Source organism: Vibrio toranzoniae (assembly GCF_024347655.1).
In the GTDB taxonomy this organism is placed as follows: domain Bacteria; phylum Pseudomonadota; class Gammaproteobacteria; order Enterobacterales; family Vibrionaceae; genus Vibrio; species Vibrio toranzoniae.
Window position 1 is genome coordinate 436,196 of record NZ_AP025514.1, and the last position, 18,608, is coordinate 454,803.

Below are 18,608 nucleotides of genomic sequence, written 5' to 3' on the forward strand. Positions count from 1 at the left end.
TTTCCATTAATCGTAATTATAGGGCAGCACATGTATAAGGAATATTTTGGCTTCGTTGAGATGCCATTTTCGATTGTACCAAATTCTCGCTATTTGTTTTTGAGTCAGCGCCACCAAGAGGCAATGCAGAACCTACAAGCCGGTTTAGGCGAGGGTGGGGGCTTTGCAATGCTTACTGGTGAGGTAGGTACTGGTAAAACAACGGTCGCTAAGGCGATGTTGTCTTCACTCGATAGTCAGACTCAAGCTGGCCTTATACTCAACCCTACGTTTTCCAATACCGATTTGCTTGAAGCTATCTGTGATGAGTTTGAGGTGGAATACCCTGAAAAAGCATCGCTCAAGCAGCTGAGTCAGGCGATTCATCACTTTCTGCTTGATAGCCATGCCGACGGTATTCAAACCTTATTGGTCATTGATGAAGCTCAGCACCTCGCTGCCGATGTGTTGGAGCAGTTACGCCTTCTAACCAATTTGGAAACTGATAGTCGTAAACTGTTAAAAGTGCTGCTGGTTGGCCAACCAGAATTGCAGCAACATCTACAGACCACGCAATTGCGTCAGCTTGCTCAGCGCATTACTGGTCGTTATCATCTATTGCCTCTTAACACTGAAGAAACCGGCAAGTACATCGCGTTTCGTTTGGAAACTGCAGGCGGCGAGCAGATGTTGTTTTCCAACCGTTCTATCAAGCTGATCGCTCAATACACTCATGGCATTCCAAGATTGATTAACTTGGTGTGTGATAAAGCATTGCAGCTAGCTTTCCATGATGGTGAGCAAACGCCTTCAAATGAGACGGTTAACCGAGCTTGTCAGCAGATTATGGCTTTTCAAGCTGAGGTGTATCACGTTGAAAGCCCTCGAGTTTCCCACGTAGCAACTAAATTATTTCAATACGTAGGAATTGCCACGTTAAGTGTTGGCCTCGCGGTAGCGACGTTTAACTTCGCCCCAGCATACATAGATTCATGGTTACCGCCTAAAAGTTCAGGCGAAGCACCAGCTCCAGTATCTGCAAAAGCTCAGCGCTCTTTGGTAGCAGAGGCTCCCAAATTAGTCGTTGAGCCTGAACCTTCTAAGTTTGAGTTACCCAAACATATTCAGCAGCACTTGATGCTGGGAACTAACCGATCTCTTGCGATTCAGGATCTTTATACCCTGTGGGGGTATCAATCTTCTCTGCGAGATGGCTTGTGTTTAAGTGAGCCACAAAGCGTATTTGTGTGTGAGCAATATCAATCCAATTTAGAGTCGTTGATAGCGCTTGCGGTACCTGTAGTACTTCACCTCAAGGTAGATAAAGAGTCCGTGTTTGCGGTACTTTATGGCGCGTCTGAGGATTCAGTGGAACTACTCGTTAATGAAAAGCTATTGGTGATGCCGAAGCAATCCTTAAAGAAAATTCGGCAAGGCGATTATGTCGTGATTTGGAAACAGCCGCTAAGAGAGATGCTTAAACAAGGGCATCAAGGTGAGGCGATTGCGTTGCTTGATCTGTTACTGTCTGAAGTCTTGGGTGAAGGTGTCTCTGGCAGTGATGTGTTCGACAATGAGTTAAAAATGAAAGTTGAAGCTTTTCAGGCTTGGCAGGGGATATCTGTAGACGGCATCGCTGGAAAACAGACGTTAACAAGATTACAAAGATTAGCTCAACTTGATTCTCCCAAGTTGATGTCACTAGAAGGGGGCGAAAGCTAATGTCACGTATTATGCACGAGCTCAAACAGTCGTCTCACAAACAGTCTTCTATTAATAAACCCGCCTTCAAAGGCTACCAGAATCATCATGTTCCTAATTCTGCAAAAGGGGTTAGCAACAAACGAGGTTCATCGTTAGCGATGGGGTTGCTCTTAATCTTGGTTCCTTCTTTGTTGGTGGGTGGCTTTCTGGTTTATCAATCACACAGCCAACAACAGGTGTTCTCGGCCAATCACCCCGTCAGTCTCGTGCAACCAGAGTCAAAGACTCAGCCTGAGCTTGAAACTCAAACGATTGAAACCAGAACACAGACTGAAGCTACAGCGGTGGAAGCGGATGAAGCGTTGTTTGCTGTTCGTGTAGCGCCGACAAGTAAGACGTTAAAAGCATTACCTCGCCAAGAAGTGTATGCACACGTTGATCTTGAAAGTACCAATGTCGCAGCCGACACAGCAGTAGTGATGGCCAATACTAATAGCACAATGCAAACAACAGCCAGTGCTGAGTCAGGTCGTGCTCAACCAACGGTTCAGTCAAGTATGATCGGTGAGAGTAACGAATTGCAATCGGATAGTGACTTGCTGAAAGGGTTAGACTTTAGTGAGTTACCACCAGAGTTGGCATTGAAGCTTGAATCCATCATGGGCGAGCAACAAAGTGCGCCTGAGCCGATGGATTCACGACCAGTAAAACAGGTGGGATCTCAAGTCATTGAGTTAGAGTATCATCGCAACAGTTTGTCTGGGGTGTTACCTAAGTTAAACCTACAAACTCATATGTATTCTAGTAGTGAAACCAAACGCTGGGTCAAAGTGAATGGCCAAGAAGTGGCTCAAGGAGATTGGATAGGACAAGACATTCAGCTGTTAGAGGTTAAGCCTCAATCGGTGATCATTGAGTTCAACCAGCAGAAGATAGAGATCCCAGCCCTGTACGAATGGCAAGGCTAGTGGAAAAGCGAGGTTGTTTGAGTTGATGACCAAAGTGACAGGCAAATAAAAAGGAGCACCGCGGTGCTCCTTTTTGATATTCGATACTGAGTTCACTGTACCTGACACAAAACGATAAGCTTACGCCCAACCGTTTGGCGACTTTCTGCGACGAGGCATAATGTGTGGCAGGATAAGGCCAAGAAGTAAACCAACACCAGCAACACCACCACCGTACATGAAGTACTTCAATAATAGGTCATCTTTCTGAGTATCGAGTTTAGCACGCAGTTCACGGTTTTCTGTTTGAGAGCTCGTGAGCTGTTGGCTAATCTCGCTGTAGTTTTGCTCAAGTTCAGCAATTTGCTTGTTACGAGACTCTAGAGAGCTGGCTAGACCAGCTTTTTCACTGTCAGCACTTTGGCGTGCATTGGCTAGTTTACCCTTTACCTCTGTTAACTCTTTCTCTAATTTCGGCATGCGCAGTGCCATACTTTCTTGAGTGCTTACAAACTTACTCTCAACCCAACCTTTACGGCCACGGCTGTCTTGGATCTGAGTGTAACCCGTGCTTTTGTTGGTTTGTAGATATGTAATCTTTTCACCAGCGTCAACACTGCCGATAATACGGTAGGTATTGTTTGGGCCAGAATGCATATAAGTAAACAGTTTGTCAGCAATATAACGGTCTTGTGCAAAGGCAGCTGGAGCCGCAAGCATTGCGAACAAAACTAAGCTAATCAGTTTTTTCACAGTAAATCCCTTAACGATTCAAATTGGGTAGGCGTATGAGTCTGCCTCAATCAGCAAATGATATTTAGTTTTTTTATGTGGTGCAACAAAGAAGGGAGGCAAAGCCTCCCTTTCTGTGCGTTTGAGTCAATAATGACATGACATTTACATATCATTACTGAAACTTACCGTTTTCTGACGCTAGTGCTTACTAGCGTAAGGGCTATTACATGGTAAACATAGCCTGAATTGCATAAAAGAATACAACAGCAAGTAGAGCACCTGCTGGCAGTGTTACAATCCAAGAAGCTACGATGTTACGCACAACGCCTAGGTTTAACGCTGCGATACCACGAGCAAAGCCTACACCTAATACCGCACCCACCAATGTTTGTGTGGTAGAGATTGGAAGGCCAGTACCAGAAGCCAGTACAACCGTACATGCTGTAGCTAACTGAGCGGCAAAGCCACGGCTAGGTGTTAGTTCTGTAATACCAGTACCCACCGTCGCCATTACTTTATGACCCATTGTTGCAAGACCCACAACGATACCAATACCGCTGAGTGGAAGAATCCACCATGCGATAGTGCTCTTACCTGAGATTTCACCCATGTGTTCAACGGTTGAAACAACCGCAGATAGAGGACCAATCGCGTTAGCTACGTCGTTTGAACCGTGTGCGAATGCCATTGCACAAGCAGTGATAACCATAAGTACGCTGAAGATGCCTTCAACGCCAGCAAAGCCATGGTCTTCTTCGCGATTAGCAAATTTCTTTTGAATGTATAAGTAACCGCCAACCATGACTAGAGCAGAAACACCAGCTGCCCATAACCAGGCTTCAGTGCCGCTTAGGTGAAGACCAACGTGTTTAAGACCTTTCTTGATCGTTACAAGTGCAATAACCATTGTCGTAATGAACATGTACACAGGTACAAAACGCTTAGCGTTAAACAGCGGGTTTTCTGTATCGAATATCAGTCGCTGAGCACTGACAAAAATGAGATAGGCGAAGATACCGGAAATTAACGGTGTGACAATCCAACTACCCACAATACCTTGGACGCTGTTCCAGTCTACAGCTTCAGTACCTACAGACACACAAGCAAAACCGATGATTGCACCGATGATAGAGTGAGTCGTTGATACTGGCCAGCCCATGTATGATGCTAGAAGCAACCATGTACCAGCAGCCAGTAGCGCAGACATCATACCGTACACAAGTACATCCGGTTGATGAGCGAAGAGAGATGTTTCGATAACACCTTTACGGATAGTGTCAGTGACTTCGCCACCCGCAAGGTAAGCACCTGCGAACTCAAAGATCATTGCGATAATGATCGCTTGTTTTACGGTTAGAGCTTTAGAGCCTACTGAGGTGCCCATTGCGTTCGCAACGTCATTTGCACCAATACCAATAGCCATCAAGAAACCGAAAGCTGCTGCAACAATAATCAGGACAGTGCCGTAGTTAGCAAGGATATCCATCGTAATACCTAGTTGTTTGATAACAAGCGGAGCAAATTTAGACGCAAAAAACCGCTCAGCGAGAGAAATACTCAGCGCATAAGTGGTTTGGTTGAAAAAGTGCTCTTCGTTATATGGTTAACGTATGATTTAAGATCGAGAAAGCATTACTTCAAGACGAGCGCCGACACGCTGTGCTTGATCTGCAATACCACCAACCCATTCAAGAATCTTGTATAAGAACATGATGTCAACTGGATTCAGATCGCCTTCAATCGCCATTAGCTGCTGGCGTAGTTCGATCTGCATCGCGTCGGTATCATCTTCAATAACATCTAATTGATGAATCATTTCAGCAACGAGTGTTACTTCACGGCCTTTAAAGCCAGTTTCAAGTAATTCGTCTAGTTCATTGATTACTTTTTGTGCTTGGTTCGCTGCATCTAGGCAACGTTTAACGTAAGCGATGAAGTTCTGTTGCATTGGAGCTGGAATGACAAGTTGGCGACCATATACACGGCCGGCAATGTCTTTCGCTAGGTTTGCAAGTTTGTCTTGTTGAGTTAATAGCTCCAACATATCGGTGCGATCAACTGGCATAAACAAACCGCGAGGAAGTTTCAGGCGAATTTCACGTTTTAGTACGTCAGCTTCTTTCTCAAGGTGAGAAATTTGAGCTCGAATTTCTGATGCTTTTTCCCAATCACCTTTTGAAGATACTTCAAAGAAATTAATCAGGTGAGAACAACATTCGTTCACGCATACCACGTGACGCTGCAAAGGTTTAATTGGGGACTTTGCAAATAACCCCATAATTGTATTTACTGGCATGGTCATCCAACCTAATAAATAATAACCTTAAAACAACATACACCATATTCACGGTGAAATGTTAAGCGATGGCTACAAAGTCGCGCATGTTAACCTAATCAATCTCTCATTAAAACTGTTTTAGATCATCATAAGGGCGATATTTCTGACTTGCCGAGTGTTCAAATTGGCAATATCCTGTCCCTATCTTCACAGAAAGGTATAACTATGGAAACCGAGATAGAACTGAAGTTTTTTGTTTCGCCTGATTTTTCAGAGACTTTACGCAATAAAATTTCTGAAACTAAAGTACTTCAGCACAGTTGTCGTGAGCTAGGTAACATCTACTTTGACACCCCTGACAACTGGTTACGTAAGCACGATATCGGCTTGCGCATTCGACGCTTTGATGACGTATTTGTACAAACCGTAAAGACTGCAGGACGTGTCGTTGCTGGCTTGCATCAAAGGCCTGAATACAATGCCGAACACGACAATAACGAACCTAAGTTATCTTTGCACCCTGAGGACATTTGGCCAGAGGGGAAAGATATCGACACGCTGCAAGCTGAGCTTACGCCTCTTTTCTCTACTAACTTCACTCGTGAACAATGGTTGATTGGCATGCCTGATGGTAGCCAGGTTGAGGTTGCGTTTGACCAAGGCTTTGTTGAGTCTGGTGAACTGCAAGAGCCTATTTGTGAAGTTGAGTTAGAACTTAAATCAGGTCAAACGGACGCTCTGTTTACTCTATCTCGTCAATTCTCTGAGCATGGTGGCATGCGCCTCGGTAACCTCAGTAAGGCAGCCAAAGGGTATCGTCTTGCTCAAGGTTATCAAGGAGATGAAGTGACTCCTTTAACCTTAGTTGATACCGACAAAAGTGACACCGTTGAATCGTGTTTTATTCAATCGTTAGAGCATGCTCTCGCTCATTGGCATTACCATGAGCAGATTTTCACAGAACGCCAATCAATAGAAGCACTGCATGAGATCAGTCATTCGCTGAGTTTTATTCGTCAAACCTTCACCATTTATGGCGGTATTGTACCAAGACGTGCAAGTGCTATTTTACGCCAAGAGCTTAAGTGGCTTGAGCAAGAACTCGACTGGCTAAAAACCTATGACCACTTTGAAGATTTGCTGGAAGATAAAGGCCATGTCCTGCGTAAGTTAGATGCCCGTAAGTTTTTAGTGACTGAGCTGAAAGAGATGCAAGAGCAACTTCCAGACCGCGAAGAGCTACTTACCTTACTGAGCTCTTCTCGCTACACAGGGCTATTATTAGACCTAAGCCGTTGGATTTTATCTCGTGGTTGGCAGCCATTTTTAGACGATAAAGCTCGTGAGCAAATGGCTCGTGGCATTGAATGGTTTTCGGTGCAACAGCTTGATCGTACATGGGCCGATCTCATGGAGGTTTTTCCACCAGAACGAGTGATGACCAGCCAAGCGTATATTGACCAACAATACCGTTTGATGCGCAGTCTATATACTGGCGTCGGTTTTGCGAGCTTATACGACGATGATGAACGTAACAGTTTCCGCTTACCGTGGGCCGACATGGTACAAGGGATTGATGATTTGCTGATGCTAAGAACGCTAGAGCCGCTGACTGAAAAGTTGGAAGGCGATGAGAAAGTTCAGCTGGAACGTTGGTTAGCTCGCCAAGAAGTTTCCATCTTGCATGCAATGGAGCAGACGCGCCAAATCAGTGTAGAGGTTGAGCCGTACTGGCAAGACTAAATCCCACACCAATATGAATGATAAAATAGGGCTTCGGTCCTATTTTTTTGTTTGTTGCTCAAGCCTTTCTAGTCGTTCGAGTATCAATTGTTGCTGCTCTACAATCATATCCAGCTTACGTTCTTTATTCTCCAATTGCTGATTTTGTAAATCGGTTGGAGAAGTAATGAGTGAGGTTATCAAACCTGAAATCATACCAAAAACACCTACCCCACAAACGATAACTAGAGAAGCCACCAATTTTCCTGAATTGGTCACCGGAAAGTGATCGCCGTACCCTACGGTACTGATCGTTACGAAAGCCCACCACAACGCATCATAGCCGGTAGTAATGTTCGCGTTAGGATCTTTGTGTTCTAACAAAAGAATGGTACCGGCGCCGATAGTAAGCAAAATTACCAATAACAGAATGATTGAGGCGAGTGTGGTCTCTCTGCGGTTGCGAAATAGTTCTCTGAAAATGCGCTTACTGGAGCGTAATACCAAGATGACACGCAATATCTGAAATATACGAGCGAAACGAAGCGGTTCGATCATTGGGATGCTCGCTAAAAAGTCGATCCAATGAACTTTTAAGAATTCGGTTTTGTTTTGTGATCTGAATAGGTCTATTGTGAGCTGAAAAAGAAAAACACTACAGATTATAAAATCGAGGCCGATAAGGACTTGTTTCGATTCTTTATCAATAGGTGCAAACAATAAGCTTGAGATCACAAATAACGCTAAGAAAGAGAGAATCAGTGATAATAAGCTCATCGGCTTGGTTGTGTCTTTGATACTATTTAACATTCATACGAGGCTCAAAATAAATTGCGAATTTTGACTGACATAGCCATCTCGCGGATATAGAAGCCATCAATATATAAGAGTTAATGGAGAACTGACAATGACTAAAGTGTCATTCAAGCCGTGGGAAAGGGTAATCTCTGACGTTCGTCTCGTTCCGAAAATGATCATGCTGATGGTATTCAGCACGATTTTGATCATTTCAAAGCAGTTATGGGACGCCAGTACGTTTTACGATTCATTGCTTGCCGCAACAAACAATACCCAAGTTGCCCAGCAGCATTATGAAACTTACCTCGTTCAAGTCGCTTGGCAAACCGCCTTGATGATCATCGTATTTGTGGTTCTTCTATTAGCAGCGGCTCGCGTTATGCTCCGTCAAACACAATACCTGAATGATGCAATCAAAACGATGGCAGACAAGAATTTGTCAGTGCCAATTCATATGGATTGTAAGGATGAATACGGCGATGTGGCACGCGAACTCGAAAAAACGCGAGTTCAATTGAACGACATGATCAAAACTCAGGTAGCCTCTTCTAATGAGTTATTTGCTTTGACAGAAGTGATGACCATCAGTATGTCGGAAACCAAAGATTCGGCTCAAGAAGAGTTCAATGAGATCGATCAGCTTGCGACAGCAATGAGTGAGATGACGTCAACGGTACAAACCGTAGCCGAACATGCACAAAGTGCCTCTTCTCTAACAGAGCAGGCATCAGGTCAAGCTCTTACTGGTCAGAAGTTCGTTCAGGGATCGGTTTCTAAGATGAGTGAACTGTCTTCCGACATCGCAGCATCAGCAGCGGCGGTAAACCAAGTTGAAGAGCGCGTTGATTCAATCGGCAGCGTGGTTGGTACTATCCAAGGTATTTCAGAACAAACCAACTTACTGGCGTTAAACGCAGCGATTGAAGCGGCGCGTGCTGGTGAAGCGGGTCGTGGTTTTGCAGTCGTTGCCGATGAGGTTCGTAATCTTGCACAGCGAACTCAGCAAGCGACAGTAGAAATCCAAGACATGATCAGCCACCTACAAAGCAGTGCTAACTCAGCGGTTGAGCTCATGGAGAAAAGTGTTGTGGAGGCGGCCGAAGGCGTTGATCTGGTGACGAATGCAGGCTCTGAGCTTGATGGTATCGTCAGCCAAGTCAACCAAATCAATGATATGAACTTCCAGATCGCAACCGCTGCGGGCCAACAAAGCAGTGTTGCTGAAGAGATGAGCGTTAACCTGACCAATGTTCGTGAACTTGTTGAAGCATCTGTAGTGGTGGTTGGCGAGCTTCTTGAGACTTCCCAGCTTATGGAAAGCAACGCGCAAGAGCTCGACGGTAAGATCAAACTGTTTAAGGTTTAACCTTTAAAGCCTAATCTTTGTCTCTAAGAATTAGGCTTAGAGACAAAGGCCTAACTCGATAAGTTCACCGATAAAACGCCCACATTACTCATGTGGGCGTTTTTTATTGGCGTAACTTTGGTATAACTTATCTTTAGTTATTAATACTATTTACTTAAGAGCAGAACTGACTGTTCAGCGCGCAGCTAACACAAGGAAGAAACATGCTATTGCCTTCTCAACTCGTCACTCATTCGCAGTCTGCTTTTGAGCAATTGTTAGAACATCAAAGTGAAGCCATTAGTCATTGGCCCGAGCCATTGATTGACGACCTTAAGTATGTATTAGGTTTGAGCTGTTTTATTGGTGATAGCTTACAACGTGATGCGGTTTTATCTAACACCTTTCCGACCATGTTGGCATGTGAAGAGCGAGCTGAAGGTTATCGTGAGCGATTGGCCGAATTGCTGTCTGGTTGTGCTGATGAAATGAGTGGTCAGCATGTGTTGCGTCAATTCCGTAATCGAGAAATGACTTATATCGCCTGGCGTGACTTCATGGGCTCTTGGGAGCTAGAGAGGAGCTTAAATCATTTATCGATGTTGGCTGAGGCGATGATCTTCGAAACCTATCAATGGCAGTACGATATTTGCTGTAAGGAATGGGGCACGCCTTGCAACGAACAAGGTGAAGCACAGCCGATGCTGATCATTGGTATGGGCAAGCTAGGTGGCGGTGAGCTCAACTTCTCTTCTGATATCGACCTGATTTTTACTTATCCTGAAAATGGTGAAACGCAAGGCGCAAGACGTAGTATCGCCAATGCGCAGTTTTTTACTCGTTTAGGCCAGCGTATTATCAAGGCGCTTGATCAGCAAACCTTTGATGGATTCTGTTATCGAGTTGACATGCGTTTGCGCCCGTTTGGTGAGAGTGGCCCATTGGTGATGAGCTATGCCGCACTTGAGGATTATTATCAGGAACAAGGCCGTGATTGGGAACGTTATGCGATGGTTAAGTCGCGAGTGATGGGGAGTGAAATGTACCCCGAATACCAAGAATTACGCCAGATGTTGCGGCCATTTGTGTTCCGTCGCTATATTGACTTTAGTGCGATTCAGTCGCTTCGCCGCATGAAGTCGATGATCAGCAGTGAAGTACGCCGTCGTGGTTTATCAAACAATATTAAACTTGGTTCTGGTGGTATTCGTGAAGTTGAGTTCATTGCTCAGGTCTTTCAGTTAATTCGTGGTGGGCGCGAACCGAGTCTTCGTAGTCGAGGCTTGTTGAAAACGTTAAGTGCTATTGAATCTCTCCAGTTATTAGAGGCCGAAGAAGTTGACCATTTACGCAATGCTTATATGTTCTTGCGTCGACTTGAAAACCTATTACAAGCCATGGCTGACAAGCAAACTCAAACCTTACCAGATAGTGAGCACGAACAACTGCAGCTTGCTGTTGCGATGCAATTTTCTGATTGGGATAGCTTGATTACTGCAACTCGTGCACATATGGCGAATGTACATACCGTATTTGAAGATCTTATTGGGATGGAAGAAGAGGATGCGAACCCCGTCGCGAGTTACTTCAACGAGTTGTGGGATATGGCTCATAAACCCGATGTGATTGAGCATGTATTAGAACACGACATCGCGGTAGTTAGTCCGCCAGAAGCGGCGAAAACGATCATTCAGTTTAAAGCTGACCTTGCTAAGAAAACCCTTGGTCCACGTGGGAGGGAGGTCTTAAATCGTTTAATGCCTAAAGTCTTTCAAGCTCTGTATACCAATAAGTATGCAGAGTTTGGTTTGTCTCGGGTATTGCATCTATTGCACAAAATAGTCACGCGTACCACTTATCTCGAGCTATTAGATGAACACCCTGCTGCATTGACTCAGTTAGTTCGATTGTGTACTGCCAGCCCGATGATCTCGGAACAACTTGGTCGTTACCCTATTCTTTTAGATGAACTTATCGACCCTCAACAGCTCTATCATCCTGTGCCATTAGAGTCCTACAAAACAGAGTTGCGTGATTATCTTGCTCGTATTCCTGAAGATGATATGGAGCAGCAGATGGAAGGTCTGCGTCAATTTAAACAGACTTGTATTCTCCGAATCGCCGCCGCTGATATTGCGGGCGTACTTCCGGTGATGAAAGTGAGTGATCACTTGACGTATTTAGCTGAAGCGATTGTTGAGGCGGGTGTCAATCAAGCTTGGTTACAGGTGTCAGCGAAGTTTGGTGAACCTACTCATCTGAAAGACCGCGAAGGTCGTGGGTTTGCGGTTATTGGCTATGGCAAGGTGGGAGGCTGGGAACTTGGCTATAATTCCGATCTCGATATCGTATTCATGCACGACTGCCCTGTCGATATCTATACTGATGGTAAGAAAGAGATCGATGGACGTCAGTTTTACCTCAGGTTGGCACAGCGTATTATTCATATTTTCTCAACCAGAACCGCTTCTGGGATTTTATACGAAGTGGATACTCGTCTGCGTCCTTCGGGTGCCTCTGGTCTAATGGTTAGCCCAACCGATGCCTTTGATGAGTACCAACACAAAGACGCTTGGACCTGGGAGCATCAAGCTTTGACTCGCGCCCGTATGATTTTCGGAGATGAACGGTTGGCTACAGCGTTCAATAAAACGCGTCATGAGGTGTTGTGTCTTCCACGTGACGAAGCCACTTTAAAAAAGTCGGTTGTTGATATGCGTGAAAAAATGCGTGGTCATCTAGGTGGAAAAAAAGCCGGTCGTTTCATGCTTAAGCAAGATGCGGGTGGGATTACTGATGTTGAGTTTTTAGCGCAATACTTAGTGCTGCGATACAGTAATGAAAAGCCGAAACTTACTCGCTGGTGCGACAATGTGAGAATCTTTGAAAGTTTGCTGTCGCAAGGGATTATGGACGAGCAACAAGGTATGGCATTGACCAATGCCTATACGACGTTGCGTGATGAAATTCATCATAGAAACTTACTTAATCTGGATGCCGACGTAGCGATTGATAAGTTCGAAATGGAAAGAGAACATGTGGTTCAAGCTTGGAAGCAATGGATGGAAGTATAAGTTGTCTTTTGCTTATCTTTCGCAGTGCCTATCGAGATAGGCTTTACTGATTTTTATATGTTTTAGCCACTGTAATCGGTGTGCTAGACTCTAGCCAGATTCGATTTTTGGAGTTCAACAATGAAACCAATTCTACCTGACTACAGCCAATCAGGTGTTCTTATTGTCGGTGACGTCATGCTTGATCGTTACTGGTATGGCCCAACTGGCCGTATTTCACCAGAAGCACCTGTCCCTGTTGTAAAAGTAGAAAATAACGAAGAGCGTCCAGGTGGTGCTGCCAACGTTGCAATGAATATTGCTTCTCTTGGTGGCCATGCTCATGTTGTTGGCTTAACGGGTAAAGATGAACCAGCCGAGGTGTTAAAAGATACCTTGGCGGCTTTAAAGGTTAAGTGTGATTTTGTTGAGTTGAAAGATTACCCAACGATTACCAAACTGCGCGTGATGAGCCGTGGTCAGCAGTTGATTCGTCTTGATTTTGAAGAGAAATTTGAGAACACGGATCCTGAACTTATTTTGTCTCGCATGGAACAAGCACTTCCTAATGTACGTTCGGTAATCCTATCTGACTACGCCAAAGGCGCTTTGGAGCATGTGCAGAGCTTTATTCAAAAAGCACGTGCTGCGAACGTTCCGGTTTTTATCGATCCCAAAGGTGCCGATTTAGAACGCTACCGTGGTGCGACTCTGCTTACGCCAAATATGGCAGAATTCGAGCTGGTGGCAGGAAAGGTTAAGTCAGAAGAAGATCTCATCGAGAAGGGTATAGCCTTGATTGAGAAGTATGACTTTGAAGCCTTGTTGGTGACTCGTAGTGAGCACGGTATGACACTGCTGCGTAAAGGTCAGGCACCATTCCACTTGCCGACTCAAGCGAAAGAAGTGTATGACGTGACGGGTGCTGGCGATACGGTTATCTCGGTACTGGCGGCTTCCGTTGCGGCGGGCAAACCACTGGATGAAGCGTGTGCGTTAGCAAATGCGGCAGCTGGAGTGGTTGTTGGTAAGCTAGGTACATCGACGCTGTCTACGATTGAGTTAGCGGAAGCGATTCACGGTAGCCAAGATACAGACTACGGCGTGATTTCTGAAGCTGCATTGGTTGAAGCGGTGAAACGTGCTCGTGCGAAAGGCGAGAAAGTGGTAATGACCAATGGTTGCTTTGATATTCTGCATGCTGGCCATGTTTCTTACATGAACCATGCTGCTGAATTGGGTGATCGTTTGATCGTTGCAGTGAATACTGATGAGTCAGTGAAACGCTTAAAAGGGCCAGGTCGCCCTGTTAATCCAACCGATCGTCGTATGGCGGTATTGGCTGGCTTAGGCGCTGTTGATTGGGTGGTTCCGTTTTCTGAAGATACACCGCAACGTTTGATTTCTGAGGTATTGCCAAGCATTTTAGTGAAAGGTGGCGATTACAAACCTGAAGAGATCGCGGGTGGTGCTGAAGTGATTGCGGCTGGTGGTGAAGTGAAAGTGCTTAACTTTGAAGATGGTTGCTCTACGACTGAAATCATCAAAGCGATCAAAGGTGGTCGAGGCTAACGTTCTGTCTTTTCGCTTCTAAGCTATAGCTTTTAATAGATAATAAAAATGCCGCTCAATGAGCGGCATTTTTGTAACGGTAACTTATTAAGAATTACTTACTTGCTACTTTTAGACCGGCATTTACATCAACAATGTCTTGTTCGCTTAGCGTACCAACTGCTTGGCGAAGCTGAAGTACACTTAGGATGTAATTGTAACGAGCATCTGAAAGGTTTTTGTTCGCATCGTATAGACGACGAGTCGAATCCAGTACGTCAACGATAGTACGAGTACCAACGTCAAAACCGGCTTCTGTTGCTTCTAGAGCAGACTGAGCAGAAACCACAGATTGTTCGTAAGCGCGTAGAGCACCAATTGAAGCACTGATGTTGTTGTTGAATGCACGTACGTCTTTTACAACGCTACGGTAAGTTGCTTCTAGATCTTCACTTGCTGCAACGTAGTTGTATTCAGCCTGTTTAGTCAAAGAAGTTGTGTTACCACCCGTGTATAGAGGCACAACTAAGTTTAAGCCTAGGTTTAGGTTGTCTTGATCATAATTTTGAGAGCTGTTTGATTGATCTGACAGGGAGTAGCTACCATCTAACGTTAAGCTTGGTAAGTGACCTGAGCTTGCTAGAGAAATGTTATCTTTTGCTACGTCTTGAGAGATACGTGCAGCGAGTAGGCTAAGGTTCTTTTGTTCCGCTTGTTCTACAAGTGCCACTGCAGACTCAGAAGATTTGCTTGCTGAGAAGCGATCCGTATCTAGGATGCTTAGGTTAGCGTGTTCTTGACCTGTAATCTCACGTAGACCTTCGTAACTATTCGTTAAGTCGTTTTCTGCAAGCACTTCATCAGCTAAAACACCATCGTATTGAGCTTGCGCATCATGTACATCGGTAATTGCTGAAAGCCCCACTTCAAAACGCTGCTTAGTTTGTTCTAGTTGACGAGCAACCGCTGCTTTTTCTGCACGAACAAACTCTAGGTTATCTTGAGCTCGAAGTACTTCGAAGTATGCTGTCGAAACACGAAGAATCAAAGCTTGTTGTTCGGCCGCGTAAGCTGAATCAAATTGACGAGCCGTTTTTTCTGCTGTATCTAGCGTGATCCATGAAGAGCGTTGGTAAAGCTCTTGAGTGAAGCCGATCGCTGCTCCCCAAGTGTTGTTATCAATACTTGAGCTACCTGTACCAGAGATATCTCTATCACCACGGTTAATGTCGTAGTTCGCTGTTAGATTAATTTGTGGTAACAAATCACTACGGCTTGACGTTACTGCTTCAAAAGCGGCATCGCGCTGCGCTGCTGAACGAAGAAGTTGTGGATCGTTCTGTTTTGCTTGGTCGTAAACTTCAGCTAGCGTATCAGCGAAAGCTGACGAACTCAGGCTGCCAATTGCTGCACTGATAAATAGTGGAAGCAGTTTTTTCATTTTCCCATTCCTGCCTTTCATAGAATTTTCTTTAAAAGAGTTTAACCCAGTTTGGTGGTGATTTACTCGAAACTTTGCACTTTTTTACAGTTAACTGTCCACTTGTGCAATATTTATTTTTTAAAACTTAACTTTAATTATAAATTTTATACAAAAAGTTGAACCTTATCCTTGGTAGTTAACTCGGACAATGAGTAAACTGTAAAGATCACTTAGCGAGGTACCAAATGCAACAGTATGACAAGCAACGACATGAGTTTACTCCGCAAGATGTGGAAATAGTCTCAAAAGAGACGCTGTTTCGTGGTTTTTTCAAAATGGTTAAATATACATTTAAACATAGACTGTTTGAGGGGGGCTGGAGCCAACCAATAGAACGTGAGATGTTTGAGCGTGGTCATGCTGCCGCTTTGTTACCTTATGATCCTGTGCGCGATGAAGTCGTGATCGTTGAGCAGATTCGCGTTGGCGCTTTAGAGCATGAGAACCCATGGCAATACGAAATTGTTGCTGGAATTATTGATACGGATGAGCCTCCGCAAGACGTTGCTCGTCGAGAAGCGATGGAAGAGGCGGGAGTTGAAGTCGGATCTGTACTACCTATTACTTCGTATTACCCTTCATCTGGTGGCTGCTCAGAAAAGCTCGATGTTTTTGTTGGCTGTGTTGATGCAACCACAGCAAAAGGGGTACACGGGTTGGATTACGAAGGTGAAGACATTCGTGTACAAGTGATGAGTCGCAAAGCCGCTTATCAGTTAGTAAAAGATGGTGTGTTTGAAAATGGAGCCACGATCATTGCGTTACAGTGGCTGCAATTGAACTACCAAGAATTACAATCAGAGTGGGTAGATTAACGTCATGCCAAATATAGCGGTCAAAAAACCGTATCATGTTGATCTTGCTGAGTTGATGCGAGTTTATGAGACGAACTACGCCAAACTCAACGCTCTGTTACCGGTTGGGCATGAGGTTGGCGACGTTCGCTGCTATCAAGCCGTTAATATGGTTTATCAGTTGACAGTGAATGAGGTCACAAAATACACCACATTAATAGACATATGTCAGAGTGACGCGATGCCAGTGTTTCCTTTGCCAAAAATGTCTGTCAGGCTATATCACGACGCTCGAGTTGCAGAAGTGTGCGCTAGTGGGGACTTTTCACGAGTCAAAGCGAAGTATGACTACCCCAACGCTAAGCTTCTGCAAAAGGATGAGAAGTTTCAATTGAATAAATTTCTTGGGGAATGGTTAACGTTTTGTTTAAAAACCGGTATCAGCCGAGCCCCAATTGCTTTTTAATTGAGCCTATTTAAAGAACACTTTAAAGTCTAAACAGTAACGTATCTGGATTTGTTATTTTGGAATTATTACACACTTCAAAATTTGATGAGAGCAGTATTAAGCTTGTTCAGCTAACGGACACGCATTTGTTTGCGCCGAGCAATGGCAGCTTATTAAGCATCAACACTCAAGATAGCTTTCGTGCTGTAGTCGATGGCATTGTTAGTCAAGGCTTTGACTATCAAGCGGTTCTGGCAACTGGTGATATCTCTCAAGATCACAGCGCTGAATCGTACCAGAAATTCGAGTCAGGAATTCAGCCTTTGGAAAAGCCATGTTACTGGCTGCCCGGAAACCATGACTTCAAGCCTAATATGGGCAGTGTTTTACCATCACCACAAATACAGTGTGTTGAGCATGTCTTGCTAGGCGATAACTGGCAGATGGTTATGCTGGACTCACAAGTGGTTGGTGTGCCGCACGGCCGCCTCAGCGATCAGCAACTTGATCTGCTAGAGCAAAAATTGTCGGAATTCCCTGAGCGTAATACTTTGGTTCTTTTACACCACCACCCGCTCTTGGTTGGCAGTGCATGGCTGGATCAACATAACCTGAAAGATGCAGAGCAATTTTGGGGTGTGGTCCAACAGCATACCAATGTAAAAGCCGTACTTTGTGGACACGTTCATCAGGACATGAATCGAGATCATCATGGTGTACAAGTCATGGCAACCCCGTCGACTTGTGTGCAATTTAAACCCAACTCGAATGACTTTGCGGTGGATACCTTGTCTCCAGGCTGGAGAGAGATTGAATTACATCAAGATGGCACGGTAAGCACGCAAGTTCGCCGTTTACCTCATGGACAATTCTTACCTGATTTTGATGCGGCTGGTTATTGATGCCAGTGAAGAACGATGTAGGAGGCTATTAATGTCTGATTCTAATCAGCAAACTGCTAAGCCACCGCTGCTTCTCTATATTCACGGTTTCAACAGCTCATCACGTTCTCACAAGGCGACAGTGATGGCTGACTACTGTGCAGAGTATCGTGCTGATATTAAGGTGATTACGCCTCAGCTGCCGAGTTTCCCTCAGCAAGCAGCACTTCATTTGCAGCAGTTGGTGGAACAGTATAAAGATCAATACCAGATAGCATTAGTCGGCAGTTCGTTGGGGGGCTACCTTTCAACATGGCTTAATAGTCACTATGGTTTTAAAGCGGTGGTTGTTAACCCTGCGGTGAGACCTTATGAGCTTCTTGCTGATTATTTGGGTGAGCAAGTAAATCCTTACACAAATGAACGATATGTACTGGAAGCAAAACATATCGAGGAATTGAAGGCGTTAGAGGTTCCGGCTCTCGAAAAACCGAGTGACTTCTGGTTACTTCAACAAACGGAAGACGAAGTTCTGGATTACCGACAAGCGGTAGAGAAGTACCAAGGTGCAACACAAACAGTAGAAGAGGGTGGGGATCATAGCTTTGTTGACTTTGAGCGCTACCCACAACAAATTATCACCTTTCTAAAGCTATAATCTGCTTTACTGGTTGATCGATTCTCTCTTGTTTGCCTGTTATTTCATCTATCAATGGTGAAATATCATAGTTTGATGTCTTAGTTTTTGAACTAGCTTGACATCATTACTCAGCTTCCAGACTATATTCCCCAATACTTCGCTCGTTCGCTCTACTATGACGGTTCATAGTAATGATTCTGCTTTAGTGAAACTAGAGCCAGTGAACTGACGCAAACTTTTTGAGTAAACT

At 44.6% G+C, this 18,608-nt stretch carries 15 protein-coding genes; 10 read left to right on the forward strand and 5 right to left on the reverse strand.

Annotated features, from left to right (window positions below):
• The first annotated feature begins 30 nt into the window (after positions 1–30).
• Together OCU50_RS01975 and OCU50_RS01980 are read left to right on the forward strand one after the other, a co-directional pair.
• Positions 31–1,701, forward strand: a complete 1,671-nt coding sequence (locus OCU50_RS01975) for an ExeA family protein (RefSeq protein WP_201023936.1) — start codon at positions 31–33, stop codon at positions 1,699–1,701.
• Positions 1,701–2,651, forward strand: a complete 951-nt coding sequence (locus OCU50_RS01980; protein ID WP_060467137.1) for a general secretion pathway protein GspB — start codon at positions 1,701–1,703, stop codon at positions 2,649–2,651. The genes OCU50_RS01975 and OCU50_RS01980 overlap by 1 nt, the downstream gene beginning before the upstream one ends.
• Positions 2,652–2,771: 120 nt before the next feature.
• Here OCU50_RS01980 and OCU50_RS01985 read toward each other — a convergent pair whose 3' ends face one another.
• The 3 genes from OCU50_RS01985 to OCU50_RS01995 all read right to left on the reverse strand — a co-directional run bounded on the left by OCU50_RS01985 (position 2,772) and on the right by OCU50_RS01995 (position 5,661).
• Positions 2,772–3,383, reverse strand: a complete 612-nt coding sequence (locus tag OCU50_RS01985) for a TIGR04211 family SH3 domain-containing protein (RefSeq protein WP_060467138.1) — start codon at positions 3,381–3,383, stop codon at positions 2,772–2,774.
• Positions 3,384–3,588: 205 nt separating this feature from the next.
• A complete protein-coding gene (locus tag OCU50_RS01990; protein WP_060467139.1) occupies positions 3,589–4,851 on the reverse strand; it encodes an inorganic phosphate transporter in 1,263 nt (420 codons plus the stop codon).
• A gap of 129 nt (positions 4,852–4,980) precedes the next feature.
• A complete protein-coding gene (locus OCU50_RS01995; protein ID WP_017056012.1) occupies positions 4,981–5,661 on the reverse strand; it encodes a TIGR00153 family protein in 681 nt (226 codons plus the stop codon).
• Between the two features lie 207 nt (positions 5,662–5,868).
• Here OCU50_RS01995 and OCU50_RS02000 point away from each other — a divergent pair, with 207 nt between their 5' ends.
• The gene (locus OCU50_RS02000) at positions 5,869–7,386 is read left to right on the forward strand and encodes a CYTH and CHAD domain-containing protein (RefSeq protein WP_060467140.1); all 1,518 of its coding nucleotides are present in this window, start codon (positions 5,869–5,871) and stop codon (positions 7,384–7,386) included.
• A 39-nt stretch (positions 7,387–7,425) separates the two neighbouring features.
• Here the strand turns inward: OCU50_RS02000 and OCU50_RS02005 are convergent, their stop codons facing one another.
• Positions 7,426–8,175, reverse strand: coding sequence for a potassium channel family protein (locus tag OCU50_RS02005; RefSeq protein ID WP_060467141.1), 750 nt, complete (start codon positions 8,173–8,175; stop codon positions 7,426–7,428).
• A 97-nt stretch (positions 8,176–8,272) separates the two neighbouring features.
• Here OCU50_RS02005 and OCU50_RS02010 point away from each other — a divergent pair, with 97 nt between their 5' ends.
• The 3 genes from OCU50_RS02010 (at position 8,273) to hldE (ending at position 14,133) form a co-directional block, all read left to right on the forward strand.
• Positions 8,273–9,529: a methyl-accepting chemotaxis protein gene (locus tag OCU50_RS02010; RefSeq protein WP_060467142.1), complete on the forward strand. Its 1,257-nt coding sequence runs from the start codon at positions 8,273–8,275 to the stop codon at positions 9,527–9,529.
• Positions 9,530–9,732: 203 nt separating this feature from the next.
• Positions 9,733–12,582, forward strand: coding sequence for a bifunctional [glutamate--ammonia ligase]-adenylyl-L-tyrosine phosphorylase/[glutamate--ammonia-ligase] adenylyltransferase (gene glnE / locus OCU50_RS02015; RefSeq protein ID WP_060467143.1), 2,850 nt, complete (start codon positions 9,733–9,735; stop codon positions 12,580–12,582).
• A gap of 120 nt (positions 12,583–12,702) precedes the next feature.
• Positions 12,703–14,133 (forward strand): bifunctional D-glycero-beta-D-manno-heptose-7-phosphate kinase/D-glycero-beta-D-manno-heptose 1-phosphate adenylyltransferase HldE, encoded by a 1,431-nt coding sequence (gene hldE, locus OCU50_RS02020; protein ID WP_060467144.1) that lies wholly within the window; start codon positions 12,703–12,705, stop codon positions 14,131–14,133.
• A gap of 94 nt (positions 14,134–14,227) precedes the next feature.
• Here hldE and tolC read toward each other — a convergent pair whose 3' ends face one another.
• Positions 14,228–15,553, reverse strand: coding sequence for an outer membrane channel protein TolC (tolC, locus tag OCU50_RS02025; protein ID WP_060467145.1), 1,326 nt, complete (start codon positions 15,551–15,553; stop codon positions 14,228–14,230).
• Positions 15,554–15,780: 227 nt separating this feature from the next.
• Between tolC and nudF the strand changes: the two genes are divergently transcribed.
• Genes nudF through yqiA form a run of 4 tightly spaced genes read left to right on the forward strand, consistent with a single transcriptional unit; the run spans position 15,781 to position 18,376 of the window.
• On the forward strand, positions 15,781–16,410 hold the full coding sequence (gene nudF / locus OCU50_RS02030) for an ADP-ribose diphosphatase (RefSeq protein WP_060467146.1): 630 nt from the start codon (positions 15,781–15,783) through the stop codon (positions 16,408–16,410).
• A gap of 4 nt (positions 16,411–16,414) precedes the next feature.
• Entirely contained in the window at positions 16,415–16,855 is a 441-nt protein-coding gene (locus tag OCU50_RS02035) for a DUF1249 family protein (RefSeq protein ID WP_060467147.1), read from the forward strand.
• Positions 16,856–16,914: 59 nt separating this feature from the next.
• Entirely contained in the window at positions 16,915–17,739 is an 825-nt protein-coding gene (gene cpdA, locus OCU50_RS02040; protein ID WP_060467148.1) for a 3',5'-cyclic-AMP phosphodiesterase, read from the forward strand.
• Positions 17,740–17,770: 31 nt separating this feature from the next.
• A complete protein-coding gene (yqiA, locus tag OCU50_RS02045; protein WP_060467149.1) occupies positions 17,771–18,376 on the forward strand; it encodes an esterase YqiA in 606 nt (201 codons plus the stop codon).
• The last annotated feature ends 232 nt before the right edge of the window (positions 18,377–18,608 follow it).